Below are 16,355 nucleotides of genomic sequence, written 5' to 3' on the forward strand. Positions count from 1 at the left end.
ATGATGAATCGAAGATTTCAATCCTTTTTGTATCGATTTTTTCAATCGCCAAAAGGGCACTCTTTATTACAACAAGAGAAGGCTTTAATTGAACAGGCTTTGGAGCAAGTTTTTGGGTTGTACTTGGTTCAGCTTGGAATCGTGTCGTCAGATGATTTGTTGTCGAATAGCCGAGTGAGCAATAAGGTGATGATTGACAACCATTGGTTACGTTTTCAAGGCGCAAAGTTTATTGAAGCCAATATCGATTTTCTGCCTTTGAAAAGTGATTCCATTGATGCAGTGGTCTTACCTCATACTTTGGAATCCGTGACCGACCCTTATCATGTTTTAAGACAAGTCGATGATGTTTTGATTGCGGAAGGCAATGTGTTGATAACAGGGTTTAACCCTGCTGGTTGTCGTATTATGCGTAATCTATTTGGTGAGCATCGCCGTCATTTTAAACAAGCAAATTTGGTTCGAGCACACCGAATCATTGATTGGTTGAACGTGTTAGGGTATGACATCGAGATGGTGTCTTATACTTCTCTAAGTTGTTTGATGAAGTCAGACGCATCAGAAAATCGTTGGAAACCAGTTGAGTTCATCGAACGTTTGCTAGAAAAAATGGGGCTTAATTTTGGTAACACCTATTGTATTTTAGCGAAAAAACGTGTGTTTTCTCCCACCCCGGTAGGCTTGAATTGGCGTGTATCAAACTGGTTAGCCGTTAATAAAGGGCGTTCGGTTGTCTCTAATCGTAGTCACCGAGCGCAGCGTAATAGTTTAAAAAAGGATTCATGAATTTATGCAAGAAGTTGAGCTTTTCACCGATGGGGGGTGTCGCGGAAACCCTGGGCCAGGAGGTTGGGGTGCCTTGCTTAGGTTTGGTACGGTCGAAAAAGAATTAAAAGGTGCTGCATTTGATACGACGAATAATCGGATGGAATTGACTGCTGCTATTGAAGGACTTAAGGCTCTGAAAAAACCTTGTAAAGTCAAACTCACAACCGATTCACAATACGTTAAAAACGGCATTACGCAGTGGATGATGAACTGGAAAAAGAATAATTGGAAAACGGCTGCGAAAAAGCCAGTGAAAAACCAAGACTTATGGCAAGCCTTGGACGAAGCATTGCAACCCCATGATGTAAGTTGGGCTTGGGTAAAAGGGCATTCTGGACACGATGAAAATGAACGTGTTGATGACCTGGCAAACCAAGCCATGGACGAGTTAACGGGTTAATCCGTACCCCAAAAAGTGATCTCTAAATGTGAGAAAAATCAGGTTCTGAAAAATGAACCGATTTTAAAATTTTATCTTTTCGATATTGCTTACCGTCTGTTCCAGTCTGATCTTGATTGGATCGAATCACAAAAAAGTCATTGATTTGATCATAGACGACATTGACACCTAACCGCTCATCATAATGTTTGACAGTTGCTTCTGCTTCTGCCTGATTCTTGCAAAACTTAGAAAAGTTGGAACGAACGACTTCTTCAAAAACCGCTTGTGAGGTAGCGAATGGGTTTGCAAGTTGCATTTTATCCAGCACATACAGAATCGACATTTGCGAAGCCGCCATGGGCTCTGGCAAGTTTAAATGATGGGTGATTCCCCAAGCCACAAACAGCATATCGCCCAACGCATCCAATTGTTCCGTTTTATCTTCTTCATGAAAAGCATCGAGAAACTCTTTTGCTTCTTCATCATAGAAAAATAGATGGTTGATACCATTTTGTTGTGAAGGAGGATTGCCAGCAACGGTTTGCCATGAAGCAGTGGGTTCTAAAAAGATTTTTCGTGCGTCGTCTGATGTAAATAATTGTTGTCTTAATCTCATGAGTTTCATCTATTTTAGGGGGTGAAAATTAGCCAGGCCTGGTCAGAATTGTTCTTATTCCTTTACCAAGTAATCGATTCTCCGCATTTTTCGCTGATTTGTTGTAGCTTCCCATTATGAGCTACCAGTTCATCAGCTGAAGCTTTCAATACTTTGAGTGGTGCACGCTGGGTATTTAAATTCACTCGAGAAGCGTCACTTGAACTTCCTTCTTCATCTGCCAGAACCAAATCGGTTTGTCCACCCGTCATTGCGAGGTAAACATCGGCAAGAATTTCGGAATCGAGTAAAGCGCCGTGGAGGGTACGGTTAGAATTATCGATTAAGAATCGTTTACAAAGAGCATCTAATGAGTTTCGTTGGCCAGGGTAAGCTTTTCGAGCCATTTTTAAACTATCGATAATCGTGCAATGATCTTCGATTTTCCCCCATTTGTTGGTGGGCAGTTGTGACAGCTCATGGTTGATGAACCCGACATCAAAAGGGGCATTGTGGATAATCAGTTCTGCTCCGGAAACAAATTCCATAAACTCATCAACGACCTCTGCAAAAATCGGTTTTCCGACCAGGAATTCATCGGTGATTCCGTGTACCTCAATGGCATCAATCGGAACCTCTCTTTCTGGTTGGATGTACTGATGATAGTTGTTGTGGGTGAGTTTGCGTTTAATGAGCTCAACCGCTCCGATTTCAATAATCTTGTCCCCAGTTTTTGGGTCGAAACCAGTCGTTTCCGTATCTAGCAATATTTGGCGCATGCTTGAGTCTTTCTCTTTAATATTGATGGTTTTTTTCGGGTAGAATATCCCTATTCAATATTTGTATTTTAATGTAATTTGAGAGTGATAAGTATGAGAATTAAAAAAGGTAGTGAAGTCACTTTTCACTATGAACTCAAGAATGATAAAGGTGACCTTTTAGACAGTACTTTTGGTGGAGAGCCAGTTCATTATGTTCACGGTGAAGGTGAAATCGTTGAAGGACTTGAAACCTTTTTAGAAGGAGAAGAGCCTGGCTTTGAAGCGAAAGTCACGATTGAACCGGAAAAGGCTTATGGCGTCACGCGCGAGGATTTGGTTGTTTTTGCATCGCCTGAAAACTTTGATGACTCGGTTGAGATTAAAGTAGGCGAGACAGTTGAAACTGAAGACCCTGAAGGGAATGTGGTTCAGTTTCGCATTGTGGAAATTGAAGAAGACAAAGTTTACTTGGACGGCAATCATCCATTAGCAAATCAAACTCTAGAATATCGTGTTGAGGTTGTTGAAGTCGCTTAAAGCGATATGAATGTAATATCTATAAAAAAGCCCCGAATTCGGGGCTTTTTTTTTTATAACCATAAAATAGAAAAGGGCGGCTTAAGCGACGTCTCCGCACTTCATATTGCCCGGTACTGCAATATCGATGCGTTTCGGGTTTGGCAGATTTAAGTTATCCATAATGGTTGAGAAATCTTCATAAGACTTGTTATTTCCCGCCCGGTTGTTAAATTGCTTCTCTTCTCCAATCGTTGACTGGCTGAATCCTTTATAGTCGTGCGCAGGAAACACCATGGTGTCGTCGGGTAGTTTAAACAAGACTTCTGTTAAAGAATGGTACATGGCTTTGTTATCACCCAGTTGGAAATCCGTTCGACCACAATCTCTTACCATAAGGGTATCACCGGTGAAAACGGCGCCATCAATCTGGTAAGTGATGTCGTTATTGGTATGACCAGGCGTGTGTAATGCGCGAATTTCTTGATCGCCTAGTTTAAAAACATCGCCATCCACGGCTAAGATATCGGCGCATTCTGAACCAGAATGCTTGTGTACGACGAGCTGACCTCCCATGCGCTTTCTAAGCGGACCCGCACCTGTGATATGGTCGGCGTGGATATGGGTTTCTAAAAGATACTTAACGTTTAATCCCAATTCTTTAATGTGCTGTTCATCACGATCAACTTTTTCCAGAACCGAATCGATTACGGCAGCTTCTTTGGTCTTTTCATCCCAAAGTAGATAAGTGTATGTCCAAGTGTCGTAATCAAACAATTGTCTAATTTTCATATTAGAAACTCCTTTGTTCAGGTGCAAAACAACCTTTTTTTAAAGGTTTGTTGAGGATGTTTTCACAATTTAGTAACCATGCATTATCCCTTTTTTTAAATAAATAAACAAACGCTAATATTGCAACAAATGTGAAAGAAACACCTGCAATAAAACAACTTATCGGTCGTAATCAATAACAGTTCGAAAATATGAATTCAACGGTGTGACAATCAGGATAAAACGGAAAAATGAACAATGAGTGGATTATGATCGGAAATGTCAGGAACCTCTAAAGCTTCGGATTTTTCCACTTTCAGGCCTCGATAAAACACATAATCGAGTGGTTGCCGGTTGAGGGTTTTGATCGCTTGGTGCGTAGGGTAAGACACTTCCGTGAGATTGAGTTGTGTAATCGCTGTATTGAGCGTTTTGACGCGTGTTTTATTCCAAGTGTTAAAGTCACCACTGAGAATCATTGGGCCTTTTTTGTCCGACAGAAGATGCAAAATTAGTTGCAGCTCTTTTCTAAAAGCGCCATGCGGAACAAAATTAATAGCATGAATATTTACATGGGTTAAGGTTTCGCCATTCTGTAAGGTATGTTCGGTAATCAAAGCGGTTTTGTGCGTCATCCAGCCAAGCTCTCTGCTTTGTGTCAAGCATTGGTGATGTGCCTTCATTTCAAAAGCCGAAGCGGTTAACACGCCAAAATGCTTTTTTTTGGTCTCGATATTGGGGGCCATGAAAAAAGGCAGATTAAAGAATTTATGTTGGGATCCTCTCGCAACCGCTTCTTGTAATGATAATAGGTGAGGGGGATCGATCGGTAATAATTGTTCTATCGGCCGATGAATAAAGTGTGCAAAATCGACTTTGTGTAGATTCCATGTCAAGAGTCCAAAATGATTTGGTAGACCGGATTTGTTTACAGACTGTAAGTGATGCGATATCGGTGTTATCTTAGGCTTATACATGGTTGATTATTAAGGTCTCATAAAATCGGTGCGATGGTTCTTGCCAAGTTCTCTAACAGAAGGCGAAGTTTGGTATCTGCCGGTTGGTAAGTAACGCTCTGGCTGATTAAATTATCAATCCAGTCTGACAGTAGGGTAATAAATTGTTTGGAATAGGTAATGTTGGTGACTTCGTAGTTAATGAATAAAGAACGGTAATCCAAGTTGGCTGAGCCAAACAACGCGGCTTTATCGTCGATGAGTACCAGTTTTGCATGCATCATGCCATGCGCGTAACAGTGAATTTCGCCGCCGTGCTCCAAAAATTCCCTCATAAAAGACCCTCGCCCTAAGTCAAAAATAAGGTGGTCTGAGGTTTCAGGAGTAATCAAAATGACTTTCACTCCACGCTTGATGGCAATCATCAAGGCGTTTACGATTGCACTGTCGGGAATAAAGTAGGGTGTGACAATGACAATTTGACGTTTAGCGAAGTAAATACTCTGTAAAATCGATTCAAACAAGGTATCGCTATTAATGTCGGGACCTGATGGAATGGTCTGCATAAAGCCTCTGCCAGTCGTCGGCTCAGAGAAAGAAGTCTTCTCTACAAGCAAGCGCTCTTGTGTGGTGTAATGCCAGTCTTCATTAAAAATTTTTTGGTAGTGGTCAACGATCGGGCCTTCCATTTTGAACAATAGATCGACCCAATACCCTTCTTTAGGTTCGTTGATTTGCGACCCAAAATAATTGTTAGATAAGTTCATCCCACCGGTAAAAAGGGTACGACTGTCTATTAAGTAGATTTTACGATGGTTCCTTAGGTTCAGCTGGCTGTTCAGAATGTTTTTGAATAAAGGTTGAAAAAAACTGTATTGGCCACCTGCATCAGTCAGAGCGTTAAGTTGTTGTTGATTTCTGTAAATACTCAAGGAGCCAACGGCGTCCATTAATAGTCTAACCTTAACCCCTGCGCTGGCTTTTCGAACCAGTAGCGCTAAAATTTCCTGTCCGGTGATATCTAGTTCAAAAGAATAGGTTTCCAAGTAAATCTGTGACTCAGCGCTTTCTAATGTTTGCACAAACTGTTGATACGTTTCGACGGCACTTTGGTGAAAGGTTATTTTGTTGCCGGCAGTGGTGCTGTTAATTTGGTTGGCACTTAGCAGGGTATCATTAAGCTTGGCTAATCCTTTCTTTGGATGTGCGTCGAGTCGTGCCTCTAAAGAAATATTAGGCTTGTTTTTTTTGTAAAGAAGCTTTCGTGAACCGAAAATAACGTAAAAGAAAATCCCAACAAAAGGCAGTAGGATCAATGCAAGAATCCAAGCCACTAGGTTCTGCGGTGAACGACGCTGGTAAAGCATATGAAAAATGGTAATTAGAACCAGTACGATATTCAGTAGGTAAAGACCAATGACTAATTCACTTGTTTCATACTGCATAAAGATTCATTCTCATCTTTTAGGGGGGGGCAGAAATTAAAAACGATCAGGCCTGACTAGTTTAAATACATCCCTGTTTCACTCTAGAGCCATTTTTTTCGTTTGAACAATAGTAACTGTAACACAATGATTACGATCAATAATGCCACAAAAATAAAAAAAGCATTGGGGTTATTGGCTCCAGGAATACCGCCCACATTGATACCGAATAATCCTGTAAAAAAGCTCAATGGTAGAAAAATAGCGGCAATGATTGACAGCACATACATCCTTTCATTGAGTTGTTCTGAGACGCGACTTAATAATTGTTCATGAGTTACAGCGGTTCTTTCTCTTACTGTGTCAATATCTTCAATGTGGCGTACGAGTCGATCACTGATTTCGCGAATTTCCAGGCGGCGTGTTTCATTGAGCCAGCTGACTTTTTCAACCATTAACCGGCTGAGCGCTTCCCTCTGTGGTGCCAGGTAGCGTCGAAGTGTGATGGTCTGTCGGCGTAATGTCGCCAAATCGAAACGCAAGTTTTCACGGGTTTCAGAAAGGGCGTGACTCTCTAACTCCCCGGCTCGGTCTTCAAATAAATTAATGGTGTCACCCATTCGCCAAACCAGACGGTCTGTCAAAGAGACTAAAAATTCAGCACAGTCGCAAGGCCCTTTTCCTTTTTTAAGTTGCGCTAGAATATCTTGTGTAGACAGCAAGTCACGTTTTCGAGTTGAAATAATGCGGTCATTATCGATCCAGAGCCTAACGGAAACCATGTCTTCAGGATCTGAATCAGGGTTTTGGTTGACGCCCCTTAATGCGATTAACAATCCATCACCCAGTGTGACTGCTCGAGGCCGAGTTTCCTCCGTTAATAAAGCCTCCGCCGCAAGCGGTTCTAACCCGCTCTGATTGCTAATCCACTCCTGAGAAAAAGCGCCCGTATAGTCGAAGTGCAACCAAAGCTTACCTTGCGATGGCGTCCACTCATGGACAGCCTGCCAGTCTAAAAATTGTCCACTGCCAGTACCATCGAATAAATAAGCATGGATAAGTCCTTCGTTGAGTGGTTGTTGCAGCATGGTTGTTGCCTTATTTTAGTTTTCTTAAAGGAAACGGTTAATGAACCTTAGCTTCATTTTGAAGGGAAGAAAAAATAAGTCAATTAACTTTTATACGAATGATCGATGTGATTTTAAAAAGAGAAAATAATATGGCGCACGTCGTACGCCATATTGAAGTTAGAAGGGGGGTTATTGGTTTTTACCTGACCCCATTCCTTGGCCATTACCTTGACCCATACCATTTCCCATTCCTTGCCCCATACCATTTCCCATGCCTTGGCCTTGATTCATGTGGCCTCGGTTTTGAGGTGGCATATCAGGCATTTGCACACCACGTTCTCTAGCGCGCTGTTGCATGCGTTCATGGTTTTCTTGGCGGATTTGGTTTCTTTCCGCTTGTGTTTTGGCAGCACGCAGTTTTGCTCGGTGATCAGATATTTCTTGTTGGGTCATCAGCTGGCTGCCATATATTTGAGAAGAACCATCTCCAGGGGCTGCCATTAAGGCTCCGCCATTTAAAGAAAGCACACCTGCAAGTGCAGCAACAATTATTGAATGCTTCATCGTCGTAACTCCTTATGTTTGAGATATCACTAAATGACAGTGACTCTCTCAAATCCAATATAGAGATCTTTTCACTATCATCTATTAATCATAGTTGAGGAAAAATACTTAGTCAATCACTAAAAATTGCAGACATTTATTAACGTGAATGATTTCTAAATACAGTGGTGGGTATTTTTTACGGCAATTATATTAATTTGCTACATGCTCTTATGCGTTCTAAATCATATGAGCTTTGTAATGCTTTTTCCTGTCTTTCCAGTGCCATCTGGGCATGTGTTTTTGACTGTTTTTGAATCGCTGGATCTTGAGTCGTTGACAGGGCTAAAAAAGCTTTTTGTAAACGTAACGAAACTTCAATCAATTCAGCCCCATCTCTGGCAAGAGACGTAAACGCATCATCAAACATATCTTGTATCAATAGTTCCGGTACCTGAACTCTGTCAAATAAGGGTTTTTTAACAGGTTGTTGCATATGACCTTCACCCCAGAAAGAAAATAATCTGACCATTCGACCGATGATGTCAATGGCGGTTCCAGGGTCATTTACGGCTGGCGAGAGAGCTCGGCTAGCAATTTCTGAGAGTACAATCAACCCAAATCTTGGATCTTCGTCAAACTTTCGGTCGTTGCCGATTAAAAATGCAGCGAGAATAGGCGTGATATCCAGTTGAGAAAGTTCATTTTGCTTACTGCTTATCACAGCAAGTTTTCGCCCTGGCGCGGTAAATGTGCCAGGTAGCGCTTCGACAACAATAATGAGTTTAGCGGCTTCAGCAGCAGATTGTAATTTTTCAATATCGACTCTTTGAATATAGCCAATTTGGTCGGCGTAAATGGGCGTGGTATTTTCATGTAGTGGCTTGACTGTACTTCCTCCTAAGCGCGGTGCCATCAGACGTTTTTGAAAAGCATTGTGTGTTGCTTTTTCCACTTTTGCCACGGTTTCTTCCAGTCTGCCTAAATGAGCAATGCCATCAACCCATCTAACAAATGTAATAATGACCAAGGCAAAGGTTACCAAAGTGAGGACAAATAAGCTGAAGTTTCCGGCCGTTCCGTAATATTCATTTTTTATAGCAATTAAAGCAATGATACTGAAAATAAAGGCACCAATAAAAACGGATAAAGCATTTTGAGACACATCGTCAGAAACAACTAATGAAAAAGAACGAGGGGTTGTGATATGGCTGGTCAATGCATAGGCTGATACCATTGAACCAGCAGCAAAGGTTGCAATGACCAACATGCTTGCAGCGATAATCGCAAGCAGTGTTTCAATGGAGTCTATGCTGACTTCGGGGACATGTTGTTCTAATGGTGTTTGATCTGCTAAATGGGCTAAAAAAACCATAGCAATCGATAATAAGCACATCAAAAGTGGTTTGATCCAGAGGCGCTCTCCTATGCGATTCAAAAGAAAACTTAGACGATCTTTCATTAGCATTCCTTGTATTTGAAGGAGGTTATCAGTAGCGTAAGATTTAATGTATTACTTATACAGTAACCGCATGAACTTCTTAAAATTAAAATATCTTTTTGTTTTCTTTAATTAAAATCATTATACTGAAATTAACCTATTTTTTATTTAGGTTGTATGGATTTTAAAGATTCGTGAACAAACGAAATAGGAGAAAGATATGGCTACTCAAGAAGTAACGCAGTTAAAGAAAGATATTGAAGCCCTTAAAGGTGATATACATCAGCTTTCTAATACGATTAAAGAATTGGCTCAAGAAAAAGCAATCGAAGGAAAGTCTAAGATGTTTGAAGAGCTTCATATTGATGACTTGAAAGAACAGTTAGACAATTTGAAGACTAAGGGAAAAGATGGTTTAGGCGCCGTTGAAAGTGAAATAAAAACGCATCCTTTACAAAGTACAGCTATTAGTTTTGGTGTTGGATTTTTAATTGCCTTAATGATGAATAAAAAATAAATGTCGAAAGTTACTCTCTCAGAATTTATTATTTCAGTTGTTGAGCTGTTAGAGGCACAGTTTGAAGAAATGAGGCTATCTCTCCATAAAAGTGCATGGAGTTTGGCTTATATTTTGATTTCTTCTCTTCTCGTCGTGTTTGGTTTTTTGTTTTCTTTGTGGGGCGTTAAGTTGGCTTTGGAGGAGTATATTGGTGACGTTGGTTCTTATTTTGTTGTATCTGTTCTAACGTTCATACTATCTTTTATCGTAGCAAAGGTGGCAGCATGGGTAGCCAAAAAATAGCGAAACTGAATCAAGTAACGGCAATGCTTGAAGGACGTTCTAGAGGCGCTAGAAAGTTGCCTTTAGACGTTGCTAAAGCACGATTACGATTACGAGATCCGGGACTTGAAATTACGCAAACCTTGAAAAGCTTGAATGGCGGCGATACAAGAGAAGCCATGGCTTATTTTTTATGTAATAATTTCCTAACCCCTTTTCTCGTCAAACTGATAAGTAAAAAGGAATCTTCCAATCCTCATTTAAATTAAAAGGTCGCACGAATTAAATGATGGTGGTGTCTACAGAAAAGTATGTACCGATTTTTAAAGAATACTATTTTGTTGAGTCTGATTGGAGGATTGTCGGCTTGGGGCTGGATAGTCTATCAACAGCAAGAATCAACCTTGGTAGATTCTCCTTTGCCGGAATTGGAAGAAGTAAAAGCGCAGGAGCAGGCCTCTGATCCTGTCATTAATGAAAAACAATCAAAGAAACAGGCTGAGTTAGATTTGAGGATTAAGCCGCGTTCTCAGGCTGGTAGTGATAACTTAGTTGATGATATCCCCAAACCAGACTCTCTAACCCCTCCAAGCTCAACATCCCCACAGTCTATTAATGAACTTTTGCCTGAAAAACCAGTCACTCAACGACATTTTAAGTATGGTTATGAAGGAAAAGAAGACGATCTTTATAATCTTAACCTAGGTATTCAAAAAGATGACTTGAACGTTAAGTTTGGGGTGCAAACTGATAAGGATCGTAATACCAATGTCAATTCAGTTGATATTGAAGTAAAGCTACCTGAATAACTGTCTCAAAATATAGCCAGGCCTGGCTGTTTATTCATTCTCCTTTCGTAGAGAGATATCTGTTTTTCCATTTGGTTTATGAATTGTTAATTTTATAGTGCACTGTTCAGGTTGTTCGCAAACAGGGGTTGGATCGTCTGAACAACAGTCGCCTGCTTCGATGCCGTTATAAAATACCAGCACGGTCACTAACAGAGCCTGTTGAGTTTCTTCAGCATTGAGGAGCATAAAACTGATGTCTGTGTCTGCTACACGGTTGGTGAGGGCTAGCCCTTGTTGTAGAGGCAGCTGTGTTTTTTCAATTTGTTGTAATTGCTCGTTCAACACGCTTTTAAAGTCAGGTGTTTTCCAAGCAGTGAGTGTGCGTAATAGTTTCATCATGCTTTCTCCATTGTGCAGAAAATCTCCCTGAAATAAGCCGGTTTAACGAGCTTAATAGGGCACTATGTTTTATAATTGTTCTTTTAAAAACTACGTAAAATTATTGTGAGTGGTTTCATTTTATCGCGGTCTATGCTAGTGTGCTATTGATCAATTAAAAAAACTAAAAAGAGAAGGATTGTTATGTATTTTCTGAAAACGCCGCTTCGTCAAACTTTAACGGCAATTGCCTTTATGACAGGCGTGTCTGTCATGTCTCAAGTTCAAGCTCAGCCGACTGCACCGGCACCTGCTCCGCACGGTGGAGGCATGCAACAAATGCCGAAAATGACGCCAGAACAACAATCCATGATGATGGAGTTGCAAAAAACGCAACAGCAATTGCAACAGACGCAGAAAGAGTTGCAAAAAGTTCAACAGCAGGTTTATAAAGACTCGCCGGAGCTTCAAAAACAGCGAGATGCGTTGCAGGCTAAAGTCTCTGAAAAAATGTCACAGGGCGGGTATGACGCAGATAAAGAATTGAAAAAAATGAATGAGATGGTTGATAAATATCAAAACAGTAAAGAAAAGCCAACTCAGGCTGAAATCCAATCGTTTCAAGCAAGCCAGAAAGAATTTCAGGCGCGTCAGCAAAAAGTATTTCAAGATCCTGACATTCGAAAAATGGCGGAAGACCTACAAAAAAACGTAAAAGCAAAAATTGAAGCAACTGGCCCAAAAGGTAAGTCATTAATTGTTCGTTTAGAAAATCAGATGAAAAAACTTCAAGACTTGCGCCAAAAAGCAATGACGATGATGCGTAATCGTTAAAACAATACGTGTAAGAAAGCCCCATAAAAAGCCGCTTAAATGCGGTTTTTTTGTGGGTGTTTAAGTAAGTTTAATCGTTTGGTAATCGTTTGCCATTCGGGTTTGGGCGCATGGTGAGTAGGTTTTCGACCTCATGCTGTTCATATCCTCGCTCTAATGCATAATGAGCCAACTGATTTGCTCGGGATTGAAGAATCGAGGTTTCCGTACCATTTTCGATGGCTTCTTCAAGACAACTTGAAAGCATTTCTAAGGTATCCACTTCGTCTTCATCTTTATGAAGCCCGACTTTTTTGAGGCGAGTCAGGTTAATATCGAATTGATCTAACAATTGACGCGCTTTCAATGTCTTTTTAATATCAATGACAGATTCTGACTCTGGCATAATCCACCTTTCTTTTGATTGTGTTTTTTAACGATATTTATAGTTTCACCCGTCTCAAGAGTTGTGCATTGATTGCGACAATAATGGTGCTTAAAGACATTAAAATCGCACCCACTGCTGGAGAGAGTAGAATGCCCCATGTTATGAGTGCGCCCGCCGCAAGTGGAATTGCGAAGAGATTATAGCCCGCAGCCCACCAGAGGTTTTGTACCATCTTTCGGTAAGTCGCTCTAGATAAGTCAATAATCTTAGGAATGTCTCTCGGATCAGAGCGAACCAAAACAATATGGCCCGCTTCAACCGCAACATCGGTGCCGGCACCAATGGCAATGCCGACATCAGCCGTCGCTAATGCTGGCGCATCGTTGACACCATCACCCACCATGGCAACCATTTTTCCTTTTTGTTGTAAGGCTTGTATTTTTGCTGCTTTATCTTCTGGTAGTACTTCAGAAAATACCGTATCAATACCAAGTGATTCTGCGACGCTTAAGGCAACAGCAGAGTCATCGCCTGTGAGCATTGCTACTTCAATGCCTCGTTTGTGTAAGGCATCAACCGCTTCTTGGCTTTCTTCTCGGATTGCATCAGCAATAATGAAAACCGCAATCGCATGGTTGTTTTTAACCAGATAAATAGCTGTTTGGCCATTATCAGCTGCATTTTTAGCGGCGTTGAGCAGCGCATCGGGAAATTGAATATTTTCCGTTTTTAAAAGCGATGCGCCGCCCATTTTATATTCTTGTCCCGATACGGTGGCTGAAACCCCTTTGCCGGTTAAGGCTTTAAAATTCTCAACTGGCAAAAGCGATAGGCTCTGCTCTTCAGCTGTTTTCGCGATGCCTCGAGCAATGGGGTGTTCTGATTCAGCTTCAATGCTGGCAGCAATGCTGAGCGCATCTTCTTCCACGATATTGTCCGCCAATGCCGTTTTGACTACTCTAAATTCTCCAAGCGTGAGGGTGCCGGTTTTATCAAAGACAACCGTGTCTAGTTTACGCGCTTCTTCTAAACCTCGTCGGTCTCGAATTAACAGGCCATTTTTCGCACCTAGTGAAGTTGAAATGGCCACGACTAAAGGAATGGCCAAACCAAGCGCGTGAGGGCACGCAATAACCAAAACAGTGACAACCCGTACGATGGAAAAATCAATGGAAGCACCGATAAATTGCCAAATAATCAAAGTCAGCACGCCACTGGCAATGGCAACTGCTGTCAGCCATTGTGCAGCACGGTCGGCTAAATGTTGCGCCCGTGATTTTGATTTTTGAGCCTCGGCAACAAAACGCATGATACCGCTAAGTTTGGTGTCGTCACCCGTTCCAGTAACGTTGACTCGAAGTGAACCGGAGCCGTTAATGGTTCCAGCAATGACAGCATCGCCTGTTTGTTTTTTGACTGAATTGGATTCTCCGGTAATCATCGATTCATTCAAATCGCTTTGTCCTTTACGGATGTCGCCATCAACCGGTACTCGATCACCAGGTCGAATCAATATGAGGTCGCCTTTATTTAATGCATGGATTGGGACTTCCTGCTCACCGGACTCATTAATCCGCAAGGCGGTATCGGGTAATAATTTGGCTAATTGGTGCAATGCACCTTGTGCTTGATGAATAGAGCGCATTTCAATCCAATGGCCAAGTAACATAATGACGATTAAGGTTGCCAACTCCCACCAGAGTGATTTCGCATCAACGAATCCTAATTGAATCACCCAGGAAAAAACAAAAGCTACCAGTATGGCAAGTGAGATTAAAGTCATCATGCCAGGCAGTTTGGCTTTAAGTTCTTGCCAAGCGCCTTTCAAAAATACCTGGCCACCATAAAAGAAAATAAGGGTGGAAAGGAGCGGAGCAATCCAATCGGAACCCGTAAACTGGGGAGCCTGATATCCTAAAAGACTTTGAATGTGCGGCGACCAAAATATAATAGGCAAGGACAATAGTAACGAAGTCCAGAACTTATCTCTAAACATAGTAGGGGAATGGCCTTGATGTTCGTGCCTATGCTCATGTCCATGTTTCTGGTGGGCTGTTGTAACGTTCATGCGGACTCCTTATTGGCTTGTCGTTGAAGCAAGAAGATGATTATTAAACTAAAATCATTTTGGAGCGATATTGTCATTATCCTAAACCACTCTCTTTATGAGGTCAAAATAAGTGCATTTACTTATTTTATTTAAGGTTTATAGTCAGTTTGTCCATACCGTATAAAAATAGCCAGGTCTGGCTTAACAGAGTAAGCGGAATCACTTGAGTTAAAAACGGTAAAATAATGAAAAACAGTGAATAACAAAGAATGACAAGATAGAGACTGCCACCCTAGAATCAAATATTATGCGACTTAATAAACTTATCAGCCAAGCGGGACTCGGATCTAGAAAACAAGCAGATATCTGGATTGCAGAGGGACGAGTGACGGTTAATGAACAAAAAGCCGACATCGGGCAAAAAGTGACGCAGGCAGATCAGGTTTTTTTTGATGGACAGCCGGTTGACTGGCATTCATCTGTTTTTTTGGTGGCATACCATAAGCCCGTGGGAGTGGTCTGCACGCATGACCAATCGGTTGCCAATAATTTGGTCGAGTCGACCGGACTCACACAACACTTTTCTGCTATGGGTCGATTAGACAAAGCATCAGAAGGGCTGATGATTCTAACCAATCAAGGGGAACTGACGAACCATATTTTACAGCCCGCTTTTGCGCATGAAAAAGAATATTGGGTTGAGGTGGATCAAGCGTTGACGCAACACTTTGTAACCACGATGCAGCAAGGTGTTGAAATTATGGGACAGATGACCAAGCCTTGTGAGGTGGAAGCGACAGGTGAGTGTTGTTTTAAAATTGTTCTCACACAAGGGCTTAACAAGCAAATTCGTCGAATGTGCAAAGCACTGGGGTTTCGCGTGTTACGTCTGCAGCGCATTCGTATTGCTCAAGTTTCTCTTGGCGATCTAGCGGTGAATACGTTAAGAGAACTTGATGATGATGAAAAATTGGCTTTGCAGCAGTTGTTGCCTTCTTGAGTTGTTTATCTTGGGAAAGCGCCATTGTTGATATCAATACAGACCCCATTAATATATTCTGGCGAGAGTGTTCCTAACCAACCGATGGTGTCAGCAACTTCTTTTGCCGTGGCGAAACGGCCGGTGATAACGTTTTGTTTAAAGGCATTGCGTCGAGCTTCTGGAATGACGTCCAGCATGTCTGTTTCAGCCGGGCTGGGTGCGACTGCATTAATCAAAACACCTTCTGGCCCAAAAATTTTAGAAAAACTTTTGGTTGCGTTAATCAGTGCCGCCTTACTCATACCGTACCACACATCAGGATGACCAATCTGGCCTGCTATAGAGGCATTATTAACAATACGACCACCGCCTGATGTCGCCATTTTTTTGCCGATTTCTTGCATAAGCATGACAGGTGCTTCCAAGTTTAATTTCATCAAATGATGAATCTTTTCTGTTGGGTAAGCGTCATAGGGAAGGGAGTACATAATTCCGGCATTATTGATCAGTACATCAACCGGATCTAACTCATTAACCAAATTAGGAATACCCTCTATGTCAGAGAGGTCATATTCCACCATTGTGATGCCAGCATGATCCGCTAATGGAAACGTTGAAAAATCACGCGCCAATACAATGACCTCATAATGATGTTCTAAAAAATAACGGGTTGTTTCAAGTCCGATGCCTTTATTCCCACCGGTAATTAATGCTGTTTTCATAGGGTTCACTTGGTTTTTAAAAGGTTGAATTTAGCCTACTATACATCTTGTTTAGGATTAAAGGGGGTAATCTATCAAGATAGGGCGATGGCTATTATTTTATTGAAATTATTCCATAAATTGGCGTAAAGTAGAAACTAAGAAGCTTGTTGTAAACCTTGTC

Annotated in this window: 21 protein-coding genes; 9 read left to right on the top strand and 12 right to left on the bottom strand. The window is 41.4% G+C overall.

Annotated features, from left to right (window positions below; translation table 11 throughout):
* Positions 1-3: 3 nt before the first annotated feature.
* Together P8629_RS05125 and rnhA are read left to right on the top strand one after the other, a co-directional pair.
* Complete coding sequence (locus tag P8629_RS05125; protein ID WP_278165048.1) at positions 4-786, top strand: class I SAM-dependent methyltransferase; 783 nt, start codon at positions 4-6, stop codon at positions 784-786.
* A gap of 4 nt (positions 787-790) precedes the next feature.
* A complete protein-coding gene (gene rnhA, locus P8629_RS05130) occupies positions 791-1,228 on the top strand; it encodes a ribonuclease HI (RefSeq protein WP_278165049.1) in 438 nt (145 codons plus the stop codon).
* 22 nt (positions 1,229-1,250) lie between these two features.
* Here the strand turns inward: rnhA and P8629_RS05135 are convergent, their stop codons facing one another.
* Positions 1,251-1,826, bottom strand: coding sequence for a hypothetical protein (locus P8629_RS05135; RefSeq protein WP_278165050.1), 576 nt, complete (start codon positions 1,824-1,826; stop codon positions 1,251-1,253).
* Positions 1,827-1,888: 62 nt separating this feature from the next.
* On the bottom strand, positions 1,889-2,584 hold the full coding sequence (dnaQ, locus tag P8629_RS05140; RefSeq protein WP_278165051.1) for a DNA polymerase III subunit epsilon: 696 nt from the start codon (positions 2,582-2,584) through the stop codon (positions 1,889-1,891).
* 93 nt (positions 2,585-2,677) lie between these two features.
* On the opposite strand from dnaQ, the gene P8629_RS05145 reads away from it, so the two are divergent.
* On the top strand, positions 2,678-3,103 hold the full coding sequence (locus P8629_RS05145; RefSeq protein ID WP_278165052.1) for an FKBP-type peptidyl-prolyl cis-trans isomerase: 426 nt from the start codon (positions 2,678-2,680) through the stop codon (positions 3,101-3,103).
* Between the two features lie 81 nt (positions 3,104-3,184).
* Here the strand turns inward: P8629_RS05145 and P8629_RS05150 are convergent, their stop codons facing one another.
* From P8629_RS05150 to P8629_RS05175, 6 genes are all read right to left on the bottom strand, one after another.
* Positions 3,185-3,874 carry an MBL fold metallo-hydrolase gene (locus tag P8629_RS05150; RefSeq protein WP_278165053.1) on the bottom strand — a complete coding sequence of 230 codons (690 nt, stop codon included), beginning with the start codon at positions 3,872-3,874 and terminating at the stop codon, positions 3,185-3,187.
* Between the two features lie 212 nt (positions 3,875-4,086).
* Entirely contained in the window at positions 4,087-4,830 is a 744-nt protein-coding gene (locus P8629_RS05155; protein ID WP_278165054.1) for an endonuclease/exonuclease/phosphatase family protein, read from the bottom strand.
* 17 nt (positions 4,831-4,847) lie between these two features.
* A complete protein-coding gene (gene cls, locus P8629_RS05160) occupies positions 4,848-6,254 on the bottom strand; it encodes a cardiolipin synthase (RefSeq protein ID WP_278165055.1) in 1,407 nt (468 codons plus the stop codon).
* A gap of 83 nt (positions 6,255-6,337) precedes the next feature.
* Positions 6,338-7,321: a zinc transporter ZntB gene (gene zntB / locus P8629_RS05165; RefSeq protein WP_278165056.1), complete on the bottom strand. Its 984-nt coding sequence runs from the start codon at positions 7,319-7,321 to the stop codon at positions 6,338-6,340.
* A gap of 171 nt (positions 7,322-7,492) precedes the next feature.
* The gene (locus tag P8629_RS05170; RefSeq protein WP_278165057.1) at positions 7,493-7,867 is read right to left on the bottom strand and encodes a hypothetical protein; all 375 of its coding nucleotides are present in this window, start codon (positions 7,865-7,867) and stop codon (positions 7,493-7,495) included.
* A gap of 187 nt (positions 7,868-8,054) precedes the next feature.
* Positions 8,055-9,308, bottom strand: coding sequence for a DUF2254 domain-containing protein (locus P8629_RS05175; RefSeq protein WP_278165058.1), 1,254 nt, complete (start codon positions 9,306-9,308; stop codon positions 8,055-8,057).
* 199 nt (positions 9,309-9,507) lie between these two features.
* Here P8629_RS05175 and P8629_RS05180 point away from each other — a divergent pair, with 199 nt between their 5' ends.
* From P8629_RS05180 to P8629_RS05195, 4 genes are read left to right on the top strand one after another with little or no spacing between them, the layout of a single operon-like run.
* Entirely contained in the window at positions 9,508-9,804 is a 297-nt protein-coding gene (locus P8629_RS05180; RefSeq protein ID WP_278165059.1) for a DUF883 family protein, read from the top strand.
* Positions 9,805-10,089 carry a hypothetical protein gene (locus P8629_RS05185; protein WP_278165060.1) on the top strand — a complete coding sequence of 95 codons (285 nt, stop codon included), beginning with the start codon at positions 9,805-9,807 and terminating at the stop codon, positions 10,087-10,089. It abuts the gene before it with no gap.
* The gene (locus tag P8629_RS05190; RefSeq protein ID WP_278165061.1) at positions 10,071-10,337 is read left to right on the top strand and encodes a hypothetical protein; all 267 of its coding nucleotides are present in this window, start codon (positions 10,071-10,073) and stop codon (positions 10,335-10,337) included. The genes P8629_RS05185 and P8629_RS05190 overlap by 19 nt, the downstream gene beginning before the upstream one ends.
* Positions 10,338-10,379: 42 nt before the next feature.
* Positions 10,380-10,877: a hypothetical protein gene (locus P8629_RS05195; RefSeq protein ID WP_278165062.1), complete on the top strand. Its 498-nt coding sequence runs from the start codon at positions 10,380-10,382 to the stop codon at positions 10,875-10,877.
* Between the two features lie 30 nt (positions 10,878-10,907).
* On the opposite strand, the gene P8629_RS05200 is transcribed toward P8629_RS05195, so the two are convergent.
* Positions 10,908-11,258, bottom strand: coding sequence for a hypothetical protein (locus tag P8629_RS05200; RefSeq protein WP_278165063.1), 351 nt, complete (start codon positions 11,256-11,258; stop codon positions 10,908-10,910).
* Between the two features lie 183 nt (positions 11,259-11,441).
* Between P8629_RS05200 and P8629_RS05205 the strand changes: the two genes are divergently transcribed.
* Positions 11,442-12,071: a hypothetical protein gene (locus P8629_RS05205; RefSeq protein WP_278165064.1), complete on the top strand. Its 630-nt coding sequence runs from the start codon at positions 11,442-11,444 to the stop codon at positions 12,069-12,071.
* A gap of 70 nt (positions 12,072-12,141) precedes the next feature.
* Here the strand turns inward: P8629_RS05205 and P8629_RS05210 are convergent, their stop codons facing one another.
* Positions 12,142-12,456, bottom strand: coding sequence for a hypothetical protein (locus P8629_RS05210; RefSeq protein WP_278165065.1), 315 nt, complete (start codon positions 12,454-12,456; stop codon positions 12,142-12,144).
* Between the two features lie 37 nt (positions 12,457-12,493).
* Entirely contained in the window at positions 12,494-14,506 is a 2,013-nt protein-coding gene (locus tag P8629_RS05215) for a copper-translocating P-type ATPase (RefSeq protein ID WP_278165066.1), read from the bottom strand.
* Positions 14,507-14,795: 289 nt separating this feature from the next.
* Here P8629_RS05215 and P8629_RS05220 point away from each other — a divergent pair, with 289 nt between their 5' ends.
* Positions 14,796-15,488: a pseudouridine synthase gene (locus P8629_RS05220; protein WP_278165067.1), complete on the top strand. Its 693-nt coding sequence runs from the start codon at positions 14,796-14,798 to the stop codon at positions 15,486-15,488.
* Positions 15,489-15,493: 5 nt separating this feature from the next.
* On the opposite strand, the gene P8629_RS05225 is transcribed toward P8629_RS05220, so the two are convergent.
* Complete coding sequence (locus P8629_RS05225) at positions 15,494-16,192, bottom strand: SDR family NAD(P)-dependent oxidoreductase (RefSeq protein ID WP_278165068.1); 699 nt, start codon at positions 16,190-16,192, stop codon at positions 15,494-15,496.
* Positions 16,193-16,355 lie beyond the last annotated feature (163 nt).

It is taken from the genome of Hydrogenovibrio sp. 3SP14C1 (assembly GCF_029625905.1).
Lineage (GTDB): Bacteria > Pseudomonadota > Gammaproteobacteria > Thiomicrospirales > Thiomicrospiraceae > Hydrogenovibrio.

Excerpts from the sequence above, each read along its gene's own strand:
- P8629_RS05125 (WP_278165048.1), top strand. The coding sequence starts at position 4 with ATGAATCGAAGATTTCAATCCTTTTTGTATCGATTTTTTCAATCGCCA.
- rnhA (WP_278165049.1), top strand. The coding sequence starts at position 791 with ATGCAAGAAGTTGAGCTTTTCACCGATGGGGGGTGTCGCGGAAACCCT.
- P8629_RS05135 (WP_278165050.1), bottom strand. The coding sequence starts at position 1,826 with ATGAGATTAAGACAACAATTATTTACATCAGACGACGCACGAAAAATC.
- dnaQ (WP_278165051.1), bottom strand. The coding sequence starts at position 2,584 with ATGCGCCAAATATTGCTAGATACGGAAACGACTGGTTTCGACCCAAAA.
- P8629_RS05145 (WP_278165052.1), top strand. The coding sequence starts at position 2,678 with ATGAGAATTAAAAAAGGTAGTGAAGTCACTTTTCACTATGAACTCAAG.
- P8629_RS05150 (WP_278165053.1), bottom strand. The coding sequence starts at position 3,874 with ATGAAAATTAGACAATTGTTTGATTACGACACTTGGACATACACTTAT.
- P8629_RS05155 (WP_278165054.1), bottom strand. The coding sequence starts at position 4,830 with ATGTATAAGCCTAAGATAACACCGATATCGCATCACTTACAGTCTGTA.
- cls (WP_278165055.1), bottom strand. The coding sequence starts at position 6,254 with ATGCAGTATGAAACAAGTGAATTAGTCATTGGTCTTTACCTACTGAAT.
- zntB (WP_278165056.1), bottom strand. The coding sequence starts at position 7,321 with ATGCTGCAACAACCACTCAACGAAGGACTTATCCATGCTTATTTATTC.
- P8629_RS05170 (WP_278165057.1), bottom strand. The coding sequence starts at position 7,867 with ATGAAGCATTCAATAATTGTTGCTGCACTTGCAGGTGTGCTTTCTTTA.
- P8629_RS05175 (WP_278165058.1), bottom strand. The coding sequence starts at position 9,308 with ATGAAAGATCGTCTAAGTTTTCTTTTGAATCGCATAGGAGAGCGCCTC.
- P8629_RS05180 (WP_278165059.1), top strand. The coding sequence starts at position 9,508 with ATGGCTACTCAAGAAGTAACGCAGTTAAAGAAAGATATTGAAGCCCTT.
- P8629_RS05185 (WP_278165060.1), top strand. The coding sequence starts at position 9,805 with ATGTCGAAAGTTACTCTCTCAGAATTTATTATTTCAGTTGTTGAGCTG.
- P8629_RS05190 (WP_278165061.1), top strand. The coding sequence starts at position 10,071 with ATGGGTAGCCAAAAAATAGCGAAACTGAATCAAGTAACGGCAATGCTT.
- P8629_RS05195 (WP_278165062.1), top strand. The coding sequence starts at position 10,380 with ATGTACCGATTTTTAAAGAATACTATTTTGTTGAGTCTGATTGGAGGA.
- P8629_RS05200 (WP_278165063.1), bottom strand. The coding sequence starts at position 11,258 with ATGATGAAACTATTACGCACACTCACTGCTTGGAAAACACCTGACTTT.
- P8629_RS05205 (WP_278165064.1), top strand. The coding sequence starts at position 11,442 with ATGTATTTTCTGAAAACGCCGCTTCGTCAAACTTTAACGGCAATTGCC.
- P8629_RS05210 (WP_278165065.1), bottom strand. The coding sequence starts at position 12,456 with ATGCCAGAGTCAGAATCTGTCATTGATATTAAAAAGACATTGAAAGCG.
- P8629_RS05215 (WP_278165066.1), bottom strand. The coding sequence starts at position 14,506 with ATGAACGTTACAACAGCCCACCAGAAACATGGACATGAGCATAGGCAC.
- P8629_RS05220 (WP_278165067.1), top strand. The coding sequence starts at position 14,796 with ATGCGACTTAATAAACTTATCAGCCAAGCGGGACTCGGATCTAGAAAA.
- P8629_RS05225 (WP_278165068.1), bottom strand. The coding sequence starts at position 16,192 with ATGAAAACAGCATTAATTACCGGTGGGAATAAAGGCATCGGACTTGAA.